Origin of the sequence: Bordetella petrii, from assembly GCF_000067205.1 — a bacterium.
In the GTDB taxonomy this organism is placed as follows: Bacteria; Pseudomonadota; Gammaproteobacteria; order Burkholderiales; family Burkholderiaceae_B; genus Bordetella_A; species Bordetella_A petrii.
In genome coordinates this window covers 2,410,503-2,425,710 of sequence record NC_010170.1, presented here as the reverse complement: position 1 = coordinate 2,425,710, position 15,208 = coordinate 2,410,503, and the positions used below count along the sequence as shown (strand labels likewise).

The window sequence follows — 15,208 nt, the reverse complement described above, 5'->3', positions numbered from 1 at the left end:
ACCTGAAATCCCCAGGTGCCTGACTCCCGCCAGCCAGCCGTCACGCCAGGTGTCTGACTCCCGTCAGGGTGTCAGACACCGTACTACCGAGAAACCGCTGCCCACTTCGGTATCCGACACCCTGCCGGAGGCGGACACCTGAAATCAACTCACGACAGCTGCCTACCCCGGCCTCGCAAAACCGGGCTCAGCCGCCCAGATACGCCTTGCGCACGTCGTCGTTCACCAGCAGGTTGGCGCCCGTATCCTGCAGCACCACCTTGCCGTTTTCCAGCACATAGCCACGGTCGGCCACTTGCAGCGCCTTGTTGGCGTTCTGCTCGACCAGGAACACCGTGACTCCCTGTTCGCGAATCGTGCGGATGATGTCGAAGATCTGCGCAATGATCAGCGGCGCAAGGCCCAGCGTGGGCTCGTCCAGCAACAACAGCTTGGGCCGGGTCATCAGCGCGCGGCCGATGGCCAGCATCTGCTGTTCGCCGCCGGACATCGTGCCGGCGCGCTGCACCGCCCGCTCTTTCAGACGCGGGAACAGCGTGTACACGTGCTCCAGCCCCTCCTGGATCGCTTCGCGGCTGGCGAAAAACCCGCCCATCATCAGGTTTTCGGCCACGGTCAGATCCTTGAACACGCGCCGCCCTTCGGGCGAGATGGCGATGCCCGAACGCATGATCTGGTGCGTATCGTGGCGGGTGATGTCTTCGCCCAGGAAGGTAATAGTGCCCTCGCGCGCGCGCGGATTGCCGCAGACGGTCATCAGCAGCGTGGTCTTGCCGGCGCCGTTGGCGCCGATCAGGGTCACGATCTCACCCTGGTTCACCTCGACCGAGACTCCGTTCAGGGCCTGGATGGCGCCGTAGTAAGTATGGATATTGTCCAGCTTCAGCATCATTCTTCCCCCAGGTACGCCTTGATGACGCGCTCGTCGCTGCGCACCTGCTCGGGTGTGCCGGTGGTGATGGGCTTGCCGTGCTCCATGACCAGGATGCGATCGGAAATGCCCATGATCAGGCTCATGTCGTGCTCGATCAGCAGCACCGCCACGCCGAACTCGCGGCGCAACTGGTCGATCAATTGCTGCAGGTCGCGCTTTTCCTGCGGGTTCAGACCGGCGGCCGGCTCGTCGAGCATCAGCAGGCGCGGCTTGGTGATCATGCAGCGCGCGATCTCCAACCGCCGCTGGTGCCCATAGGCCAGGTTGCCGGCCTCGCGGTTGGCGTACTGGCGCAGGCCCATGAAGTCCAGCCATTGCGCCGCGCGCGACAGCGCCTCGGCCTCGGACTGCCGGTAGCCCTTGAGCTTCAGCAGGCCCGGCAGCAGCCGGGATTCCACCTGGGTATGCTGGGCCACCAGCAGGTTTTCCAGCACCGTCAGTTGCTTGAACAGGCGCACGTTCTGAAAGGTGCGCACCAGGCCATGGCGCGCCACCTTGTGGCTGGGCAGGCCGGTAATCGGCTTGCCGTCCATGATGATGTCGCCCGCCGTGGGCTTGTAGAAACCGCCCACGCAGTTGAACACCGTGGTCTTGCCGGCGCCGTTGGGGCCAATGATGGCGAACACTTCGTCGCGCTGCACCTCGAAGCCCACGCTGTCAACGGCCAGCAGGCCGCCAAAGCGCATGGTCAGCCCGGATACTTTCAATAGTGCTTCGCTCATTTGGCCAGCTCCACGTGGGGACGCTTCATGGGCAGCAGCCCCTGTGGACGCCACATCATCATCAACACCATCACCAGGCCGAATATCAGCATGCGGTACTCGGCGAACTCGCGCGCCACCTCGGGCAGCACGGTCAGCAAAATGGCGGCCAAAATCACGCCCACCTGCGAACCCATGCCGCCCAGCACCACGATGGCCAGGATGAGAGCCGATTCGATGAACGTGAACGACTCTGGGTTGACCATGCCCTGGCGCGCCGCGAAGAACGCGCCACCGAACCCGGCGAACATCGCGCCCAGCGTGAATGCCGACAACTTGATGCGGGTGGGGTTCAGACCCAGCGAGCGGCAGGCGATTTCATCTTCGCGCAGCGCTTCCCAGGCGCGGCCCACCGGCATGCGGATCAGGCGCGTAGACACGAACAGAGTCACCAGGGCCAGCGCCAGCGCCATCAGGTACAGGTAGTTCACCATGTGCTGGTTATCGAACGTCCAGCCCATGATCTCGTGGAACGTGCGTGCGCCCTCTACGCTGGAGCGCCGCGCCATTTCCATGCCGAACACCGTGGGCTTGGGTATGCCCGAAATGCCGTCGGGGCCGCCCGTGATGAAGTTCAGGTTGATGAGCAGCAGGCGGATGATCTCGCCGAAACCCAGCGTGACGATAGCCAGGTAGTCGCCGCGCAAACGCAGCACCGGAAAGCCCAGGACGAATCCGAACAGCGCCGACATCGCGCCGGCGAACGGCAACGCTTCCCAGAAGCCCCAGCCTGCCCAGTGATACAGCAGCGCGTAGGTATAGGCGCCCACCGCGTAGAAGCCTACGAAGCCCAGGTCGAGCAGGCCCGCGAAGCCCACCACGATGTTCAGGCCCAGGCCCAGCATCACGTAGATGAGCACCAGCGTGGCGATGTCGACCGAGCTGCGGCCGCTGAAAAACGGCCAGATCACCGCGGCCAGGATCAGCAGCGCGATGATCCATTTGTTGCCCTTGGCCGGCGCCGAGGGCAACATCGGGATGCTGGTCTTCAGTTGCTGGAAGGGCCGCGCCAGCCAGGGGCGCAGCAACTGGAACACGAACACTACCGCGGCGGCCAGAGCCACCAGGTCCCAGTGGGTTTCCATATTGGTGCGGGCGCCCTGGCGAACCAGCTGCAGCCCGAACACCGGCGTGACGATGACGGCCGTCAGCACGGCCGCCATCGTGGCGTTTTTAAGGGTGTTGTTGGCCATCAGACTTTTTCCACCTCAGGTTTGCCGAGCAGCCCGGTGGGGCGGAACAGCAGAATCAGCACCAGCAGCGCGAAGGCCACAATGTCTTTGTACTGGGACGAGATATAGGCGGCGGCCAGCGTTTCGGCCAGGCCCAGCAGCACGCCGCCCAGCATGGCGCCGGGAATGCTGCCGATGCCGCCCAGCACGGCGGCGGTAAACGCCTTGATGCCCGCCAGGAACCCGATGAACGGATTGAGCTTGCCGATGGTGATGGCGATCAGCACGCCGCCCACGGCCGCCAGCATGGCGCCCAGCACGAAGGTGAAAGAAATGACGCGGTTGGTGTCGATGCCAAGCAGGTTGGCCATGTGCATATCCTGCGAGCAGGCGCGCGAGGCGCGGCCCATGCGCGAATACTTGATGAACAGCGACAGCGCGACCATCAGCAGCACCGTGACCACGATGATCATGATGCGGGAATATGGCAACGTCACGTCGAATTGCGAGCCCATGTTGAACTGCAGCGAGCCCGAGATCAGCGATGGCACGGCCATGTCGCGCGCGCCCTGCCCCAGGGCAACCCAGTTCTGCAGGAAAATAGACATGCCGATAGCCGAGATCAACGCCACCAGCCGCTGGCTGCCGCGCACCGGCCGGTACGCCACGCGCTCGACGCTGAAACCGTACACGCCGGTCACGACGATGGCCACCAGCAACATGGCCGCAATAATGAAAGGCAACGGCAGGCCGCTGTTGGTGCCGATGGCGGTCAGGGTTACCAGGCCCACGTATGCGCCGATCATGTAGATCTCGCCGTGGGCGAAGTTGATCATACCGATGATGCCGTAGACCATTGTGTAGCCAATGGCGATCAGCGCGTAGATCGCGCCCAGCGAAAGGCCGTTGAAGACCTGCTGGGTAAGTTGGGGGATAAGGTCTGACATGGATGGGTACCTATGCTCCAAATGGTTCCGGCTCCGGTAGGACGACCCGGAGCCGGAAACCTGGGCGTGCGTTCAAGCCCTGGCGGATGGCCGGGGCGGCGCGTGGTTACAGCTGGGTCTTCTTGCCGCTCTTGTCCCACTTGAAAACGGCGAATTCGAAGTCCTTCAGGTCGCCCTTGGCGTCGTACTCAACCTTGCCGATGGCCGTGTCGAACGCGGTCTTGTGCATGTAGTCGGCCACCTTGGCGGGGTCTTCGCCCACTGCGTCGATGCTCTTGGCCAGGATCTGCACCGCCGCGTAGGCGGGCATCTGGAAGGCGCCATCGGGGTCGCGCTTGGCGTCGTGGAACGCCTTCACGATGCCCTCGTTGCCGGGCAGCTTGGTGAAGTCGGAAGGCAGCGTCACCAGCAGGCCTTCGATGGCCGGGCCGGCAATGGCCACCAGATCCTGGTTGGCAGTGCCTTCGGGGCCCATAAACTGTACGTCCAGACCCTGTTCACGCGACTGGCGCAGCAGCAGGCCGAGTTCGGGGTGGTAGCCGCCGAAATAGACCAGGTCCACGCCCGCAGACTTCAGCTTGGTGATGACCGCCGAGTAATCGCTGTCGCCAACGTTAATGCCCTCGAACATCACCACGTTGACATTGTTCTTTTCCAGCGTTTCTTTTACCTGGGTGGCCACGCCCGAGCCGTAGGTCTGCTTGTCGTGCAGCACGGCCACTTTCTTGGGCTTGAGCGTATTGGCGATGTAGCGCGCGGCAAACGGACCCTGCTGGTCGTCGCGGCCGATGGTGCGGAAGAAGAAGTGCGGCTTGGTGGTGTCGGTAACCAGTGGCGAGGTCGCGCCCGGGGTGATGGCGACGATGCCTTCTTGTTCATACACGTTCACGGCCGGCACGGTAACGCCCGAGCAGGCATGCGCCACGGCGAACTTGGCGCCCGAATTGACCACGCGGTTGGCGGCGGGCACGGCCTGCTTGGGCTCGCAACCGTCGTCAATGAGAATGGGCTCGAGCTTCTTGCCCTTGACGCCGCCCTGGGCATTGATGGTTTCGATGGCGGTCAGCGCGCCTGCCTGAATCTGCGTGCCATATTGAGTGTTGGGCCCGGTCATGGGCTGGGGGATGCCGATTTTGATAGTGTCGGCCGCCTGTGCGGCGCCAGCCAGGAGCAACGCCCCAAATGCCATGGCGACAGGGGTAACGCGGTGCAGAAGCTTCATTCGGAATTCTCCGGCGAAAGGGATAGGCAGCTTTGGAGGCGCCGGCATTGCCAGGGGATACCCGGCAGCCCGATGCGACCATTGCCGGCTTCTTGGGCAAAAGTACAGCGTGGGCGGTATTCTGAAAGCAGCACCTCGCGGTGTCACTGCGTGTAATCCCCAATATTTTTGAGCCTTAGAAAAAAGGGGACACATATCTGACTCCGTAGCGGGTAGCTACGGGCCAGGTTTCAGGTGCCACCCGGGTTGTGCCAGGACAGCCAGCGCGCAGTGTTGCCTGGGTGCAACCAAGGTATAACCCTGGCGCCCCTGGGTCGCCCGCGCGCCCGCAGTATCTGCCAACATACTTACACCGCGCTTGCGCCAGGTCAGTCCCGCGGCAGCTACAATCGCGCCCTATGGATACCCAGCTTTCTATCGCCTTCATCGGCGGCGGCAACATGGCTTCGGCCCTGGCCAGCGGCCTGGCGGGCAAAACTTGTCCCGCCGGCAACCTGCACGCCATCGACCCCACCCCCGCAGTGCAAGACGCCTGGCGCGCCCGCGGCGCTACCGCTGCCGGCGCGCCCGATGCCGCCCTGCAGGCATGCCGCGTCTGGATCTACGCCGTCAAGCCGCAACAATTGCGCGAGGCTGTCGCGGCGACTCGCGCCTGGCTGCAACCCGGCACGCTGGTCATCAGCGTGGCCGCCGGCATCCGCGCCGACACCCTGTCGGGCTGGCTGGGCGAACCCGGCTCGCCGTGGCAGAACCTGGTGCGCTGCATGCCCAATACTCCTGCCCTGGTCGGCGCCGGCGTCACGGGCCTGGCCGCGCTGCCAGGCGTTGACCGCGCCGGCCGCGAGCTGGCCGAACGCCTGCTGGGCTCGGTCGGCCAGGTGGTGTGGGTGGACGACGATGTCGCGCTCGATGCGGTCACCGCGTTGTCGGGCAGCGGCCCGGCTTACGTATTTCTGTTTCTGGAAGCCCTGATCGCCGGCGGCGTCGCCGTCGGCCTCAGCCCCGATCAGGCCCGCCAACTGGCGCTGGGCACGCTCGACGGGGCCACGCGCCTGGCTGCACAATCCGACGACCCGCCCTCCGTGCTGCGCGAACGGGTCACCTCCAAAGGAGGCACCACCGCAGCCGCGCTGCAGGTCTTCCAGCAGGCCGACCTCGCGGCCATCGTGCGCCAGGCCATCGAGGCCGCCGCCCAACGCTCGCGCGAGCTGGCCAGCGAGTTCGGCAAATGAGCACAGCTCGACGCTTCCAGCCCATGATGGCGCGGCAGTTCGCCGTGGCGGTGTTCTGCATGGGCCTGATCGTGGTGGGCTCGAACATCCTGGTCCAGGTGCCGCTGAACGACTGGCTGACCTGGGGCGGCCTGTCGTACCCGGTGGCATTCCTGGTTACCGACGTGCTGAACCGCCGCTTCGGCCCGGCCGCCGCGCGCCGCGTGGCCTGGGTGGGCTTCGCCGCCGCCCTGGCGGTGTCGGTATGGGTGGCGTCGCCCCGCATCGCCCTGGCTTCCGGCCTGGCTTACATCTGCGCCCAACTGGCCGATATCCAGGTCTTCGACCGCCTGCGCGACCAGCGCTGGTGGCGCGCGCCGCTGCTCTCGGGCACCGTTGGCGCGGTGCTCGACACCGCGGTGTTCTTCAGCGTGGCCTTCGCCGCCACCGGCCTGCCATGGGTCACCTGGATGTTCGGCGACCTGGCCATCAAGCTGGCGGTCAACCTGAGCATGCTCGCGCCCTTTCGCGCCCTGATGTGGAACCTGGCCCGCCCCGCCGCCATCGAGCAGCCGGCGCGCTGACACACCAGCCATTCGTGCCCCATTCGCCCAAGCAAGCGTTACTGGCGTACGCTATTTGATATTTGACAGCGCTGGCAGCTGGTGTAAAAGTCACGTCTCTGTCACAAACCGTACATAAGGTGTCGTGTTCTCTGTGGCCGGACACCCCGCGCCACAGCAACGCAACCAAGGAGGACCTTCCATGCGATCTCACCGCCTCGCCTTCACCGTCGCCGCCCTGCTGACGGCCTTCGCCGGATCTTCGGCGCACGCAGCCACCGAAATCCAATTCTGGCACTCCATGGAAGGCGCGCTGGGAGAACGCGTCAATGAGCTGGTCCAGGAATTCAACAAGAAAAACCCCGACTACAAAGTCAACGCCGTCTACAAAGGCAACTACGGCGAATCCATGAACGCCGGCATCGCGGCGTTCCGCGCGGGCAATGCGCCCGACATCCTGCAGGTTTTCGAAGTGGGCACGGCCACCATGATGTACGCCAAGGGCGCCATCAAGCCGGTGCAGCAAATGTCCGAAGAAGCCGGCGATCCGCTCGACCCCAAGGCATTCATCGGCGCGGTGGCGGGCTACTACTCGTCGCAGGAAGGCAAGCTGATCTCGATGCCGTTCAACAGTTCCACGGTCGTCTTCTACTACAACAAAGACGCCTTCAAGAAAGCCGGCCTCGACCCCGAACAACCGCCCAAGACCTGGGAAGAACTGGCCGCCGCCGGCCAGAAGCTGAAAGCCGCGGGACAAGAATGCGGCTACACGACGTCCTGGCCGTCGTGGGTGCAGCTTGAAACCTTCTCGGCCTGGCACAACGTGCCCTACGCCACCCAGGACAACGGCTTCGGCGGCCTGGATGCCCGCCTTGCCATCGACACCCCGCTGCATGTGCGCCACCTGGACAACCTGGCCAAGCTCGCCAAAGAAGGCATCTTCATGTACGGCGGACGCGGCGACCAGCCCAACTCGCTGTTCATTGGCGGCAAGTGCGCCATGATCACCGGCTCCAGCGGCCTGCGCGCCAACATCTCGAAGAACGCCAAGTTCGAGTTCGGCACGTCCACCCTGCCCTACTACGCCGACGTGAAGGGCGCGCCGCAGAACACCATCATCGGCGGCGCGTCGCTGTGGGTGTTCGCGAACAAGTCGCCCGAGACCTACAAGGGCGTGACCAAGTTCTTCCACTTCCTGGCCAGCCCCGAAATCGCCGCCCGCTGGCACCAGCAGACTGGCTACGTGCCCGTGACCAAGGCCGCGTACGAGCTGACTAAGAAGCAAGGCTTCTACGATAAGAACCCCGGCACCGAAGTCGGCGTCAAGCAACTCAACGTCGAGACCACCGCGCAATCGCGCGGCCTGCGCCTGGGCTTCCTGCCGCAGATCCGCGAGATCGAAGACCAGGAAATGGAACGCATCATGTCCGGCAAGGCCTCTGCCCAGGACGGCATCAAGGTCATGGTCACCCGCGGCAACGAGCTGCTCGAAAAGTTCGAGAAAAGCGTCAAGTAAACCGCCGGGCCCCGCTGTCCGCCCTACGCGGGCCGGCGGCGGGGCCTGCGCGGCATTCCCCGGCGGCTGGTCAGCCGCCGGCTCATGATTTCCCACGGGCGTGCATCCATGGAAAAACGCGTCGTCTTCCGACACAAGACCCTGCCGTACCTGTTGCTGGCCCCCCAGATCGCCGTCACGCTGATCTTCTTCTTCCTGCCCGCCGGCCAGGCCATGTGGCAGTCCATGCAGTTGCAGGACGCCTTCGGGCTGTCTTCCGAATTCGTCGGCCTGGCCAATTTCGTCGACCTGTTCCGCCAACCTGATTATCTGGACTCGTTCCGCGTCACCGCCGTGTTCTCGGCGCTGGTGGCCTTCGTAGGCCTGGCCGTATCGTTGCTGCTGGCTGTAATGGCCGACCGCGTCATGCGCGGCGCCGGGCTGTACAAGACACTGCTGATCTGGCCGTATGCCGTGGCCCCCGCCGTGGTGGGCGTGCTGTGGCTGTTCCTGTTCTCGCCCTCGGTGGGCATCCTGGCCGTGGCCCTGTATGACCTGGGCGTGAGCTGGAACCCGCGCCTGAACGGCAACCAGGCCCTGACGCTGGTGCTGATCGCCGCCGTCTGGAAACAGATCTCGTACAACTTCCTGTTCTTCCTGGCCGGCCTGCAATCCATTCCGCGCTCGCTGATCGAGGCGGCCGCCATCGATGGCGCCTCGCCTGTACGGCGCTTCTGGACCATCGTGTTCCCGTTGCTGTCGCCCACCACGTTCTTCCTGCTGGTGGTCAACATCATCTACGCATTCTTCGACACTTTCGCCGTCATCGACACCACCACCCAGGGCGGCCCGGGCACGGCCACGTCCATCCTGGTCTACAAGGTGTACAGCGACGCCTTCCACGGCCTGGACCTGGGCTCGTCAGCCGCCCAATCGGTAGTGCTGATGGCCATCGTGGTAACGCTGACCGTGGTGCAGTTCCGCTACATCGACCGCAAAGTGCAGTACTGATTCATAAGGCTACGACACCATGGTTGAACGCCGTCCCTGGCTCGACATACTGGCCCACCTGATCCTGCTATGTGGCGTGGCGCTGGTGGCCTTCCCGCTTTACGTCACTTTTGTCGCGTCGACGCAAACCGCGCAGGAAGTCGCCGCCGCGCCCATGTCGCTGCTGCCCGGCCCGCACTTCGTCGACAACTATGCCCGTGCCCTGGCCAGCGCCGGCGTGGGCCGCATGCTGTACGTCAGCCTCATCATGGCGCTGGTCATCTCGCTGGGCAAGATCGCCATTTCGCTGCTGTCGGCCTTCGCGGTGGTGTACTTCCGCTTTCCCGGCCGGATGTTCTTCTTCTGGATGATCTTCGTCACGCTGATGCTGCCGGTCGAAGTGCGCATCGCGCCCACTTACAAGGTCGTGGCCGACCTGGGACTGCTCAACAGCTACGCCGGCCTGACCCTGCCGCTGATCGCGTCGGCCACCGCCACGTTCCTGTTCCGCCAGTTCTTCCTGACGGTGCCCGACGAACTCGTCGAAGCCGCCCGCATCGACGGCGCCGGTCCGCTGCGCTTTTTCCGCGACGTGCTGTTACCGCTGTCGCGCACCAGCATCGCCGCGCTGTTCGTCATCCAGTTCATCTACGGATGGAACCAGTACCTGTGGCCGCTGCTGATCACCACGCAAGAAAACATGTACCCCGTGGTCATCGGCATCAAGCGCATGATCAGCGGCGGCGACAGCGTCACTGAATGGAACATCACCATGGCCACCGCCATGCTGGCCATGGTGCCGCCTGCCCTGGTGGTGATCCTGATGCAGAAATGGTTCGTCAAGGGCCTGGTCGACACCGAGAAATAACCGGGCTGTTCGCAGCCGTCCACGCAAAGAACACTCCATGGCTACCCTGAGCTTTCGAAACGTCAAGAAAACCTATGCCGGCAACGTCGCCGTCATCCACGGCATCGACGTCGACGTGCAAGACGGCGAGTTCATCGTCATCGTCGGCCCGTCGGGCTGCGGTAAATCCACCCTGATGCGCATGGTGGCCGGACTGGAAACGGTTACCGACGGCGAGATCCTCATCGACGACAAAGTCGTCAACGAACTCGAGCCGGCCGAACGCGACATCGCCATGGTGTTCCAGAACTACGCCCTGTACCCGCACATGAGCGTGTTCGACAACATGGCCTACGGCCTGAAGATCCGCAAGTTTTCCAAAGACGAAATCCGCAAGCGCGTGGAAGCGGCCGCGCAGATCCTGGAGCTGGACAAGCTGCTGGACCGGCGGCCGCGCCAACTCTCGGGCGGGCAGCGCCAGCGCGTGGCCATGGGCCGCGCCATCGTGCGCGAACCCAAGGTATTCCTGTTCGACGAACCGCTATCGAACCTGGACGCCAAGTTGCGCGTGGCCATGCGCCTGGAAATCATGAAGCTGCACCGCCGGTTGCGCACCACCAGCCTGTACGTCACGCACGATCAGGTCGAGGCGATGACCCTGGCGCACCGCATGATTGTGATGTACCAGGGCGTGCCCGAACAGATCGGCACGCCCATGGAAGTGTTCGAGAAACCGGCATCCACTTTCGTGGCCGGCTTCATCGGCTCGCCGCCCATGAACCTGATGCCGGTCAACGTGTCGGGCGACGGCACCCTGCAAACGCCCGACGGCCACGCGCTCGACATCTCGCCGCTGCAGGTGCCTGCCGCCGTGCGCGGCCGCGCGGTCACCATGGGCATGCGGCCTGAACACATGCTGCTCAACGCCCAGGGCCTGACGGCCGAAGTCGAAATGGTGGAAACACTGGGGTCGGAACAACTGGTGCACTGCCGCTGCGGCCAGAATGCCGTGGTGGTGCGCTGCGCCACCCGCCAACTGGCCGACACCCCCGCGCGCCCCGGCGACCAGTTGAACGTAGGCCCCGACGGCCGCCACGCCCTGCACTGGTTCGAAACCGACACCGGCCGCCGCGTCGAAAACACCTGACCACCGGACAGCCGGGCGTAGGATGGCCAAGCGTAGCCAGACGCCCGACTCCCGGCTCCCGGCTGCGGCAGCCAATCTCCTCAGGTGTCTGACATCTAGCTACAGCAGCCAATCTCCTCAGGTGTCTGACATCTAGCTACAGCAGCCAATCTCCTCAGGTGTCTGACATCTAGCTACAGCAGCCAATCTCCTCAGGTGTCTGACTCCCGCAGGGTGTCAGACACCGATTGCGCCCAGACAGTCTCACCTCATCGGTGTCAGGCACCCTACGGGAGCCTGACACCTGGCTACGGCAGCCAACCTCTTCCAGGTGTCTGACTCCTGGCTACGGCTGCCAACCTCTCCACGTGCCTGACTCCTGGCTACGGCTGCCAACCTCTCCACGTGCCTGACTCCTGGCTACGGCTGCCAACCTCTCCCAGGTGTCTGACTCCCGCAGGGTGTCAGACACCGATTGCGTCACACAACCCTGCCCGCCCCTAAACTGTTTCCGTTTCCCCCAGACAAATCCGTCCCTGGCATGCGCCGGCTGGCTCGCCAGGCGCTATCGTCGGCATTGCTTCGTTCCGCACCTGCAGCCATGCCCCGATCACGCCGCATTCTTCTTGCGCACCACCCTCATCACATCGTCCAGCGCGGACATCGGCAACAAGTGGTGTTCGAGCGCGCGCATGACTATCGTGTCTACCTACAGGGCCTGCACCATCACACCCGACAGTTGGCAGTAGCGCTACATGCCTGGTGCCTGATGCCCAATCACGTCCATCTGCTGTTGACACCCACAGAGAATCCCGCTTCGCTATCCACATTAATGCAGCACCTGGCGCGCGGCGCGACGCGGCGCTGGAACGCACGCAAGCAAACCATGGGATCGATCTGGGAAGCCCGCTTCAAATCGCGGGTCATCGATGAAGAACGATATCTGCTGGAATGCTGCCGGTATATCGAACTCAATCCCGTACGCGCACGGCTCGCGCAGGCGGCATGCGATTATCCCTGGTCCAGCTATCGTGAACGCGTGGGATTGGCTCAGGCACAGATGCTCGACTTGCACCCGCTTTATATGGCCATGGGTCACGACGACGCGGCACGCCGCGCCGCCTACGCTGGCTTCGTGCAGGCTGGGACGTTCGACGCGTGACAGCGGGCAGCAGTCAAGGTGCCTAGACAGCCTCAACTCGTCGGTGTCAGGCACCTGCGGAGCCAGACACCTGGGCGCGGCACCCACTCTTTCCAGACACCTGGCATCCAGCCTGCGCCAACCACTCTTTCCAGGCGCCTGGCATCCAGGCTGCGCCAACCACTCTTTCCAGGCTGCGACAACCCCTCTTTTCAGGTGTCTGACTCCCGCAGGGTGTCAGACACCGGCCGTGCCCAGACGGCCCGACGCCCAACCCATGCACTAAACCCGGCTATCCCGCCGCCTGGGTTTTCACATCGGCCGACATGGGCACGGGGGAAACGCGCGGCAATGGCGCCGCCACGCGCCAGATGGCGCGGCGCCGCAAGGCCGACAACAACTTCAACCCTTGCGGCCATTCGCCAAAACCGCTGTCTGCGTTGATATGCCCGCCGTGCGGAATGACTTCCAGCCGGCTGCCCCAGGCCGCCGCAAACTGGCGGGCCCGTTCCAGGTGGCAATACGGGTCGTTGTCGCCCGCCACCACCACCGACTGGAACGGCAGCGACTGCGCCGGCACCGGCGCAAACGCGCGCAGGCACTCGGGCATGCCAGGCTGTTCGACATCGGCGGGCGCCACCAGCAGCGCGCCCGCCACCTTGGCGCGCAGCGGCACCGGCAGGCTGGCCGCCGCCAGACAGCCCAGGCTATGCGCAATCAGCAAAACCGGGCATGCAGCCGCGTCGACGCAGGCAGCCACCGTGGCGTTCCAGACAGCGGGATCGGGGTTTTCCCAATCGGGCTGCCGCACGCGCTGCGCATGTGGCACACACTGTTCCCAACGAGTCTGCCAGTGGCCGGGGCCGGAGTCTTTCCAGCCCGGGACGATGATCGGTTGGAATCTCATGGCGTCAATAATGCCCCGCCAGCTTATGAACGCAAACGAATAAATCGTCTTTTGCATATACGCCCCAAGGAATAAGGACAACGCCGCCGGATCTGGCCCGATTGTCTACCCGACCGGCGCAAATCTGCCGGGCTTTCAGGTATGCTTGCCTGCACAAGCCTGTGTGCCTGCCTGGCCGGCCCGGCTTATATAACGACGCAAAGGAGATTCCTCATGAAACAACCGTTCCGCCTCACCCCGGTTCTGGCCGCCATTGGCCTGGCCGCCGGGCTGGCTGTCTCGGCCGGCGCGCAGGCGCAAACCATCAAGATCGCCGTGGTCGGCCCCACTACCGGCCCGGTCACCCAGTACGGCGCCATGGTGCGCGAAGGCGTCGACACCGCGGTCGAGCGCATCAACGCCGCCGGCGGCATCGACGGCAAGAAGCTCGAAACGGTCGTCATCGACGACGGCTGCGAACCCAAGCAGGGTCCGGTGGCCGCCAACCGCGTGGTCAACGATGAAATCGGCTTCGTGGTGGGCCACGTGTGCTCGGGCGCCACCATCGCGGCTGCCGACATCTACAACAACGAAGGCGTGGTCATGATCACTCCCTCGGCCACCTCGCCCGCCCTCACCGACGGCAAGAACTACGAGTTCATTTTCCGCACCATCGGCCGTGACGACCAACAAGGCCCCGCCGCCGCCAAGTTCATCCTCGACAAAATCAAGCCCAAGACGGTCGCCGTGCTGCACGACAAGCAGTCGTACGGCCAGGGCATCGCCACCGCGGTCAAAGACAATCTTGAAAAAGGCGGCGTCAAGGTCGTGATGTTCGAAGGCATCAACGCCGGCGACAGCGATTATTCCGCAGTCATTACCAAACTGAAATCCAACAACGTCGATTTCGTCTATTACGGCGGCTACCACCCTGAAATGGGCCTGCTGCTGCGCCAGGCGCACGAACAAGGCGTCAGCGCCAAGTTCATGGGTCCCGAGGGCGTGGGCAACCCCGACATCAACGCCATCGCAGGCGACGCCGCCGAAGGCATGCTGCTGACCCTGCCGGCCGACTTCACCCAGAACCCGGCCAATGCCGAAGTGGTCAAGGCCTTCCAGAGCAAGAAGCGCAACGCCAGCGGCGCCTTCCAACTCACCGCCTACGCCGCCACCCAGGTCATCGCCGAAGGCATCAAGGGCTCGGGCAGCACCGATCCCACCAAGGTGGCCGAATACCTGCATGCCAATTCGTTCGACACCCCCATCGGCAAGACCTCGTGGAACAAACAGGGCGACCTGAACGACTTTGAATTCCAGGTCTTCACCTGGCACAAAGACGGCAGCAAGACCGCCTTCAAATAAGTCCCGGGCGATACCGTCCCGCAGGCCCCGCGGCGCCACTGCCGCGGGGCCTTATTTTTGGCCGCGCGCCCGGACGGGGCTGGCGAAACGACCGATCTTCAGCCAGGGGCGCCCGGCGCCGCCGTAGACAAACTGCCTGCCGCATACCGGCGCGCCGCACGCTTAAGACTTGATATCAGGCAAAAACGGGGCTACAGGGAATAAATAGCCACGCCTTGACAATTGCTTAATTCAAAATCAGCCGATTTCCTCCCAAATTTAGCAACGGAGGAAACTAAATTTTGCATAACAGAAGATAATCGGCCTAATACACGCATTTTGTTACTAATAGGTGAATTTCCCCGCGTAAGAATGGTCTTGGCACAGTCGGAAATATCCGCAAAAACATATAAAGGATGCAGAAAACTGCGGTTATCTGCCCGGAAGTCCCGCATTGCGAAGCGTTTTGTATCTGCGTTTTGCGATGCGCCACGAAAAGCCTGAATTACCACAATAAACTGTAAAATCTGGCCTCTCGAAATACATCGTGAACCCGACCATAATGGTCAAAC

14 protein-coding genes are annotated in these 15,208 nt (G+C 63.6%); 8 read left to right on the top strand and 6 right to left on the bottom strand.

What is annotated here, in order from left to right; all coding sequences use genetic code 11:
* Positions 1–187: 187 nt before the first annotated feature.
* The 5 genes from BPET_RS11765 to BPET_RS11745 form a co-directional block, all read right to left on the bottom strand.
* Positions 188–889, bottom strand: a complete 702-nt coding sequence (locus tag BPET_RS11765; protein WP_041863841.1) for an ABC transporter ATP-binding protein — start codon at positions 887–889, stop codon at positions 188–190.
* Positions 889–1,656 carry a high-affinity branched-chain amino acid ABC transporter ATP-binding protein LivG gene (gene livG, locus BPET_RS11760; protein ID WP_012249235.1) on the bottom strand — a complete coding sequence of 256 codons (768 nt, stop codon included), beginning with the start codon at positions 1,654–1,656 and terminating at the stop codon, positions 889–891. Before livG ends, BPET_RS11765 begins: the two co-directional genes overlap by 1 nt.
* Positions 1,653–2,888: a high-affinity branched-chain amino acid ABC transporter permease LivM gene (locus BPET_RS11755; protein WP_012249234.1), complete on the bottom strand. Its 1,236-nt coding sequence runs from the start codon at positions 2,886–2,888 to the stop codon at positions 1,653–1,655. Before BPET_RS11755 ends, livG begins: the two co-directional genes overlap by 4 nt.
* Positions 2,888–3,814 carry a high-affinity branched-chain amino acid ABC transporter permease LivH gene (gene livH / locus BPET_RS11750; protein ID WP_012249233.1) on the bottom strand — a complete coding sequence of 309 codons (927 nt, stop codon included), beginning with the start codon at positions 3,812–3,814 and terminating at the stop codon, positions 2,888–2,890. Before livH ends, BPET_RS11755 begins: the two co-directional genes overlap by 1 nt.
* Positions 3,815–3,920: 106 nt before the next feature.
* Entirely contained in the window at positions 3,921–5,036 is a 1,116-nt protein-coding gene (locus tag BPET_RS11745; RefSeq protein ID WP_012249232.1) for a branched-chain amino acid ABC transporter substrate-binding protein, read from the bottom strand.
* A 398-nt stretch (positions 5,037–5,434) separates the two neighbouring features.
* Between BPET_RS11745 and proC the strand changes: the two genes are divergently transcribed.
* The 7 genes from proC to BPET_RS26010 all read left to right on the top strand — a co-directional run bounded on the left by proC (position 5,435) and on the right by BPET_RS26010 (position 12,430).
* Positions 5,435–6,268 carry a pyrroline-5-carboxylate reductase gene (gene proC, locus BPET_RS11740; protein ID WP_012249231.1) on the top strand — a complete coding sequence of 278 codons (834 nt, stop codon included), beginning with the start codon at positions 5,435–5,437 and terminating at the stop codon, positions 6,266–6,268.
* Entirely contained in the window at positions 6,265–6,831 is a 567-nt protein-coding gene (locus BPET_RS11735; RefSeq protein ID WP_012249230.1) for a queuosine precursor transporter, read from the top strand. The genes proC and BPET_RS11735 overlap by 4 nt, the downstream gene beginning before the upstream one ends.
* A gap of 181 nt (positions 6,832–7,012) precedes the next feature.
* On the top strand, positions 7,013–8,326 hold the full coding sequence (gene ugpB, locus BPET_RS11730; RefSeq protein ID WP_012249229.1) for a sn-glycerol-3-phosphate ABC transporter substrate-binding protein UgpB: 1,314 nt from the start codon (positions 7,013–7,015) through the stop codon (positions 8,324–8,326).
* A gap of 108 nt (positions 8,327–8,434) precedes the next feature.
* On the top strand, positions 8,435–9,316 hold the full coding sequence (gene ugpA, locus BPET_RS11725; RefSeq protein WP_012249228.1) for a sn-glycerol-3-phosphate ABC transporter permease UgpA: 882 nt from the start codon (positions 8,435–8,437) through the stop codon (positions 9,314–9,316).
* A 19-nt stretch (positions 9,317–9,335) separates the two neighbouring features.
* Entirely contained in the window at positions 9,336–10,163 is an 828-nt protein-coding gene (gene ugpE / locus BPET_RS11720) for a sn-glycerol-3-phosphate ABC transporter permease UgpE (protein ID WP_012249227.1), read from the top strand.
* Positions 10,164–10,200: 37 nt separating this feature from the next.
* Positions 10,201–11,289 carry a sn-glycerol-3-phosphate import ATP-binding protein UgpC gene (locus tag BPET_RS11715; RefSeq protein ID WP_012249226.1) on the top strand — a complete coding sequence of 363 codons (1,089 nt, stop codon included), beginning with the start codon at positions 10,201–10,203 and terminating at the stop codon, positions 11,287–11,289.
* Positions 11,290–11,869: 580 nt separating this feature from the next.
* Positions 11,870–12,430 carry an REP-associated tyrosine transposase gene (locus BPET_RS26010; protein ID WP_081483003.1) on the top strand — a complete coding sequence of 187 codons (561 nt, stop codon included), beginning with the start codon at positions 11,870–11,872 and terminating at the stop codon, positions 12,428–12,430.
* Positions 12,431–12,701: 271 nt separating this feature from the next.
* Here BPET_RS26010 and BPET_RS11705 read toward each other — a convergent pair whose 3' ends face one another.
* Positions 12,702–13,316, bottom strand: a complete 615-nt coding sequence (locus tag BPET_RS11705) for an RBBP9/YdeN family alpha/beta hydrolase (RefSeq protein ID WP_041863839.1) — start codon at positions 13,314–13,316, stop codon at positions 12,702–12,704.
* A gap of 213 nt (positions 13,317–13,529) precedes the next feature.
* On the opposite strand from BPET_RS11705, the gene BPET_RS11700 reads away from it, so the two are divergent.
* Positions 13,530–14,657, top strand: coding sequence for a branched-chain amino acid ABC transporter substrate-binding protein (locus BPET_RS11700; RefSeq protein ID WP_012249223.1), 1,128 nt, complete (start codon positions 13,530–13,532; stop codon positions 14,655–14,657).
* The last annotated feature ends 551 nt before the right edge of the window (positions 14,658–15,208 follow it).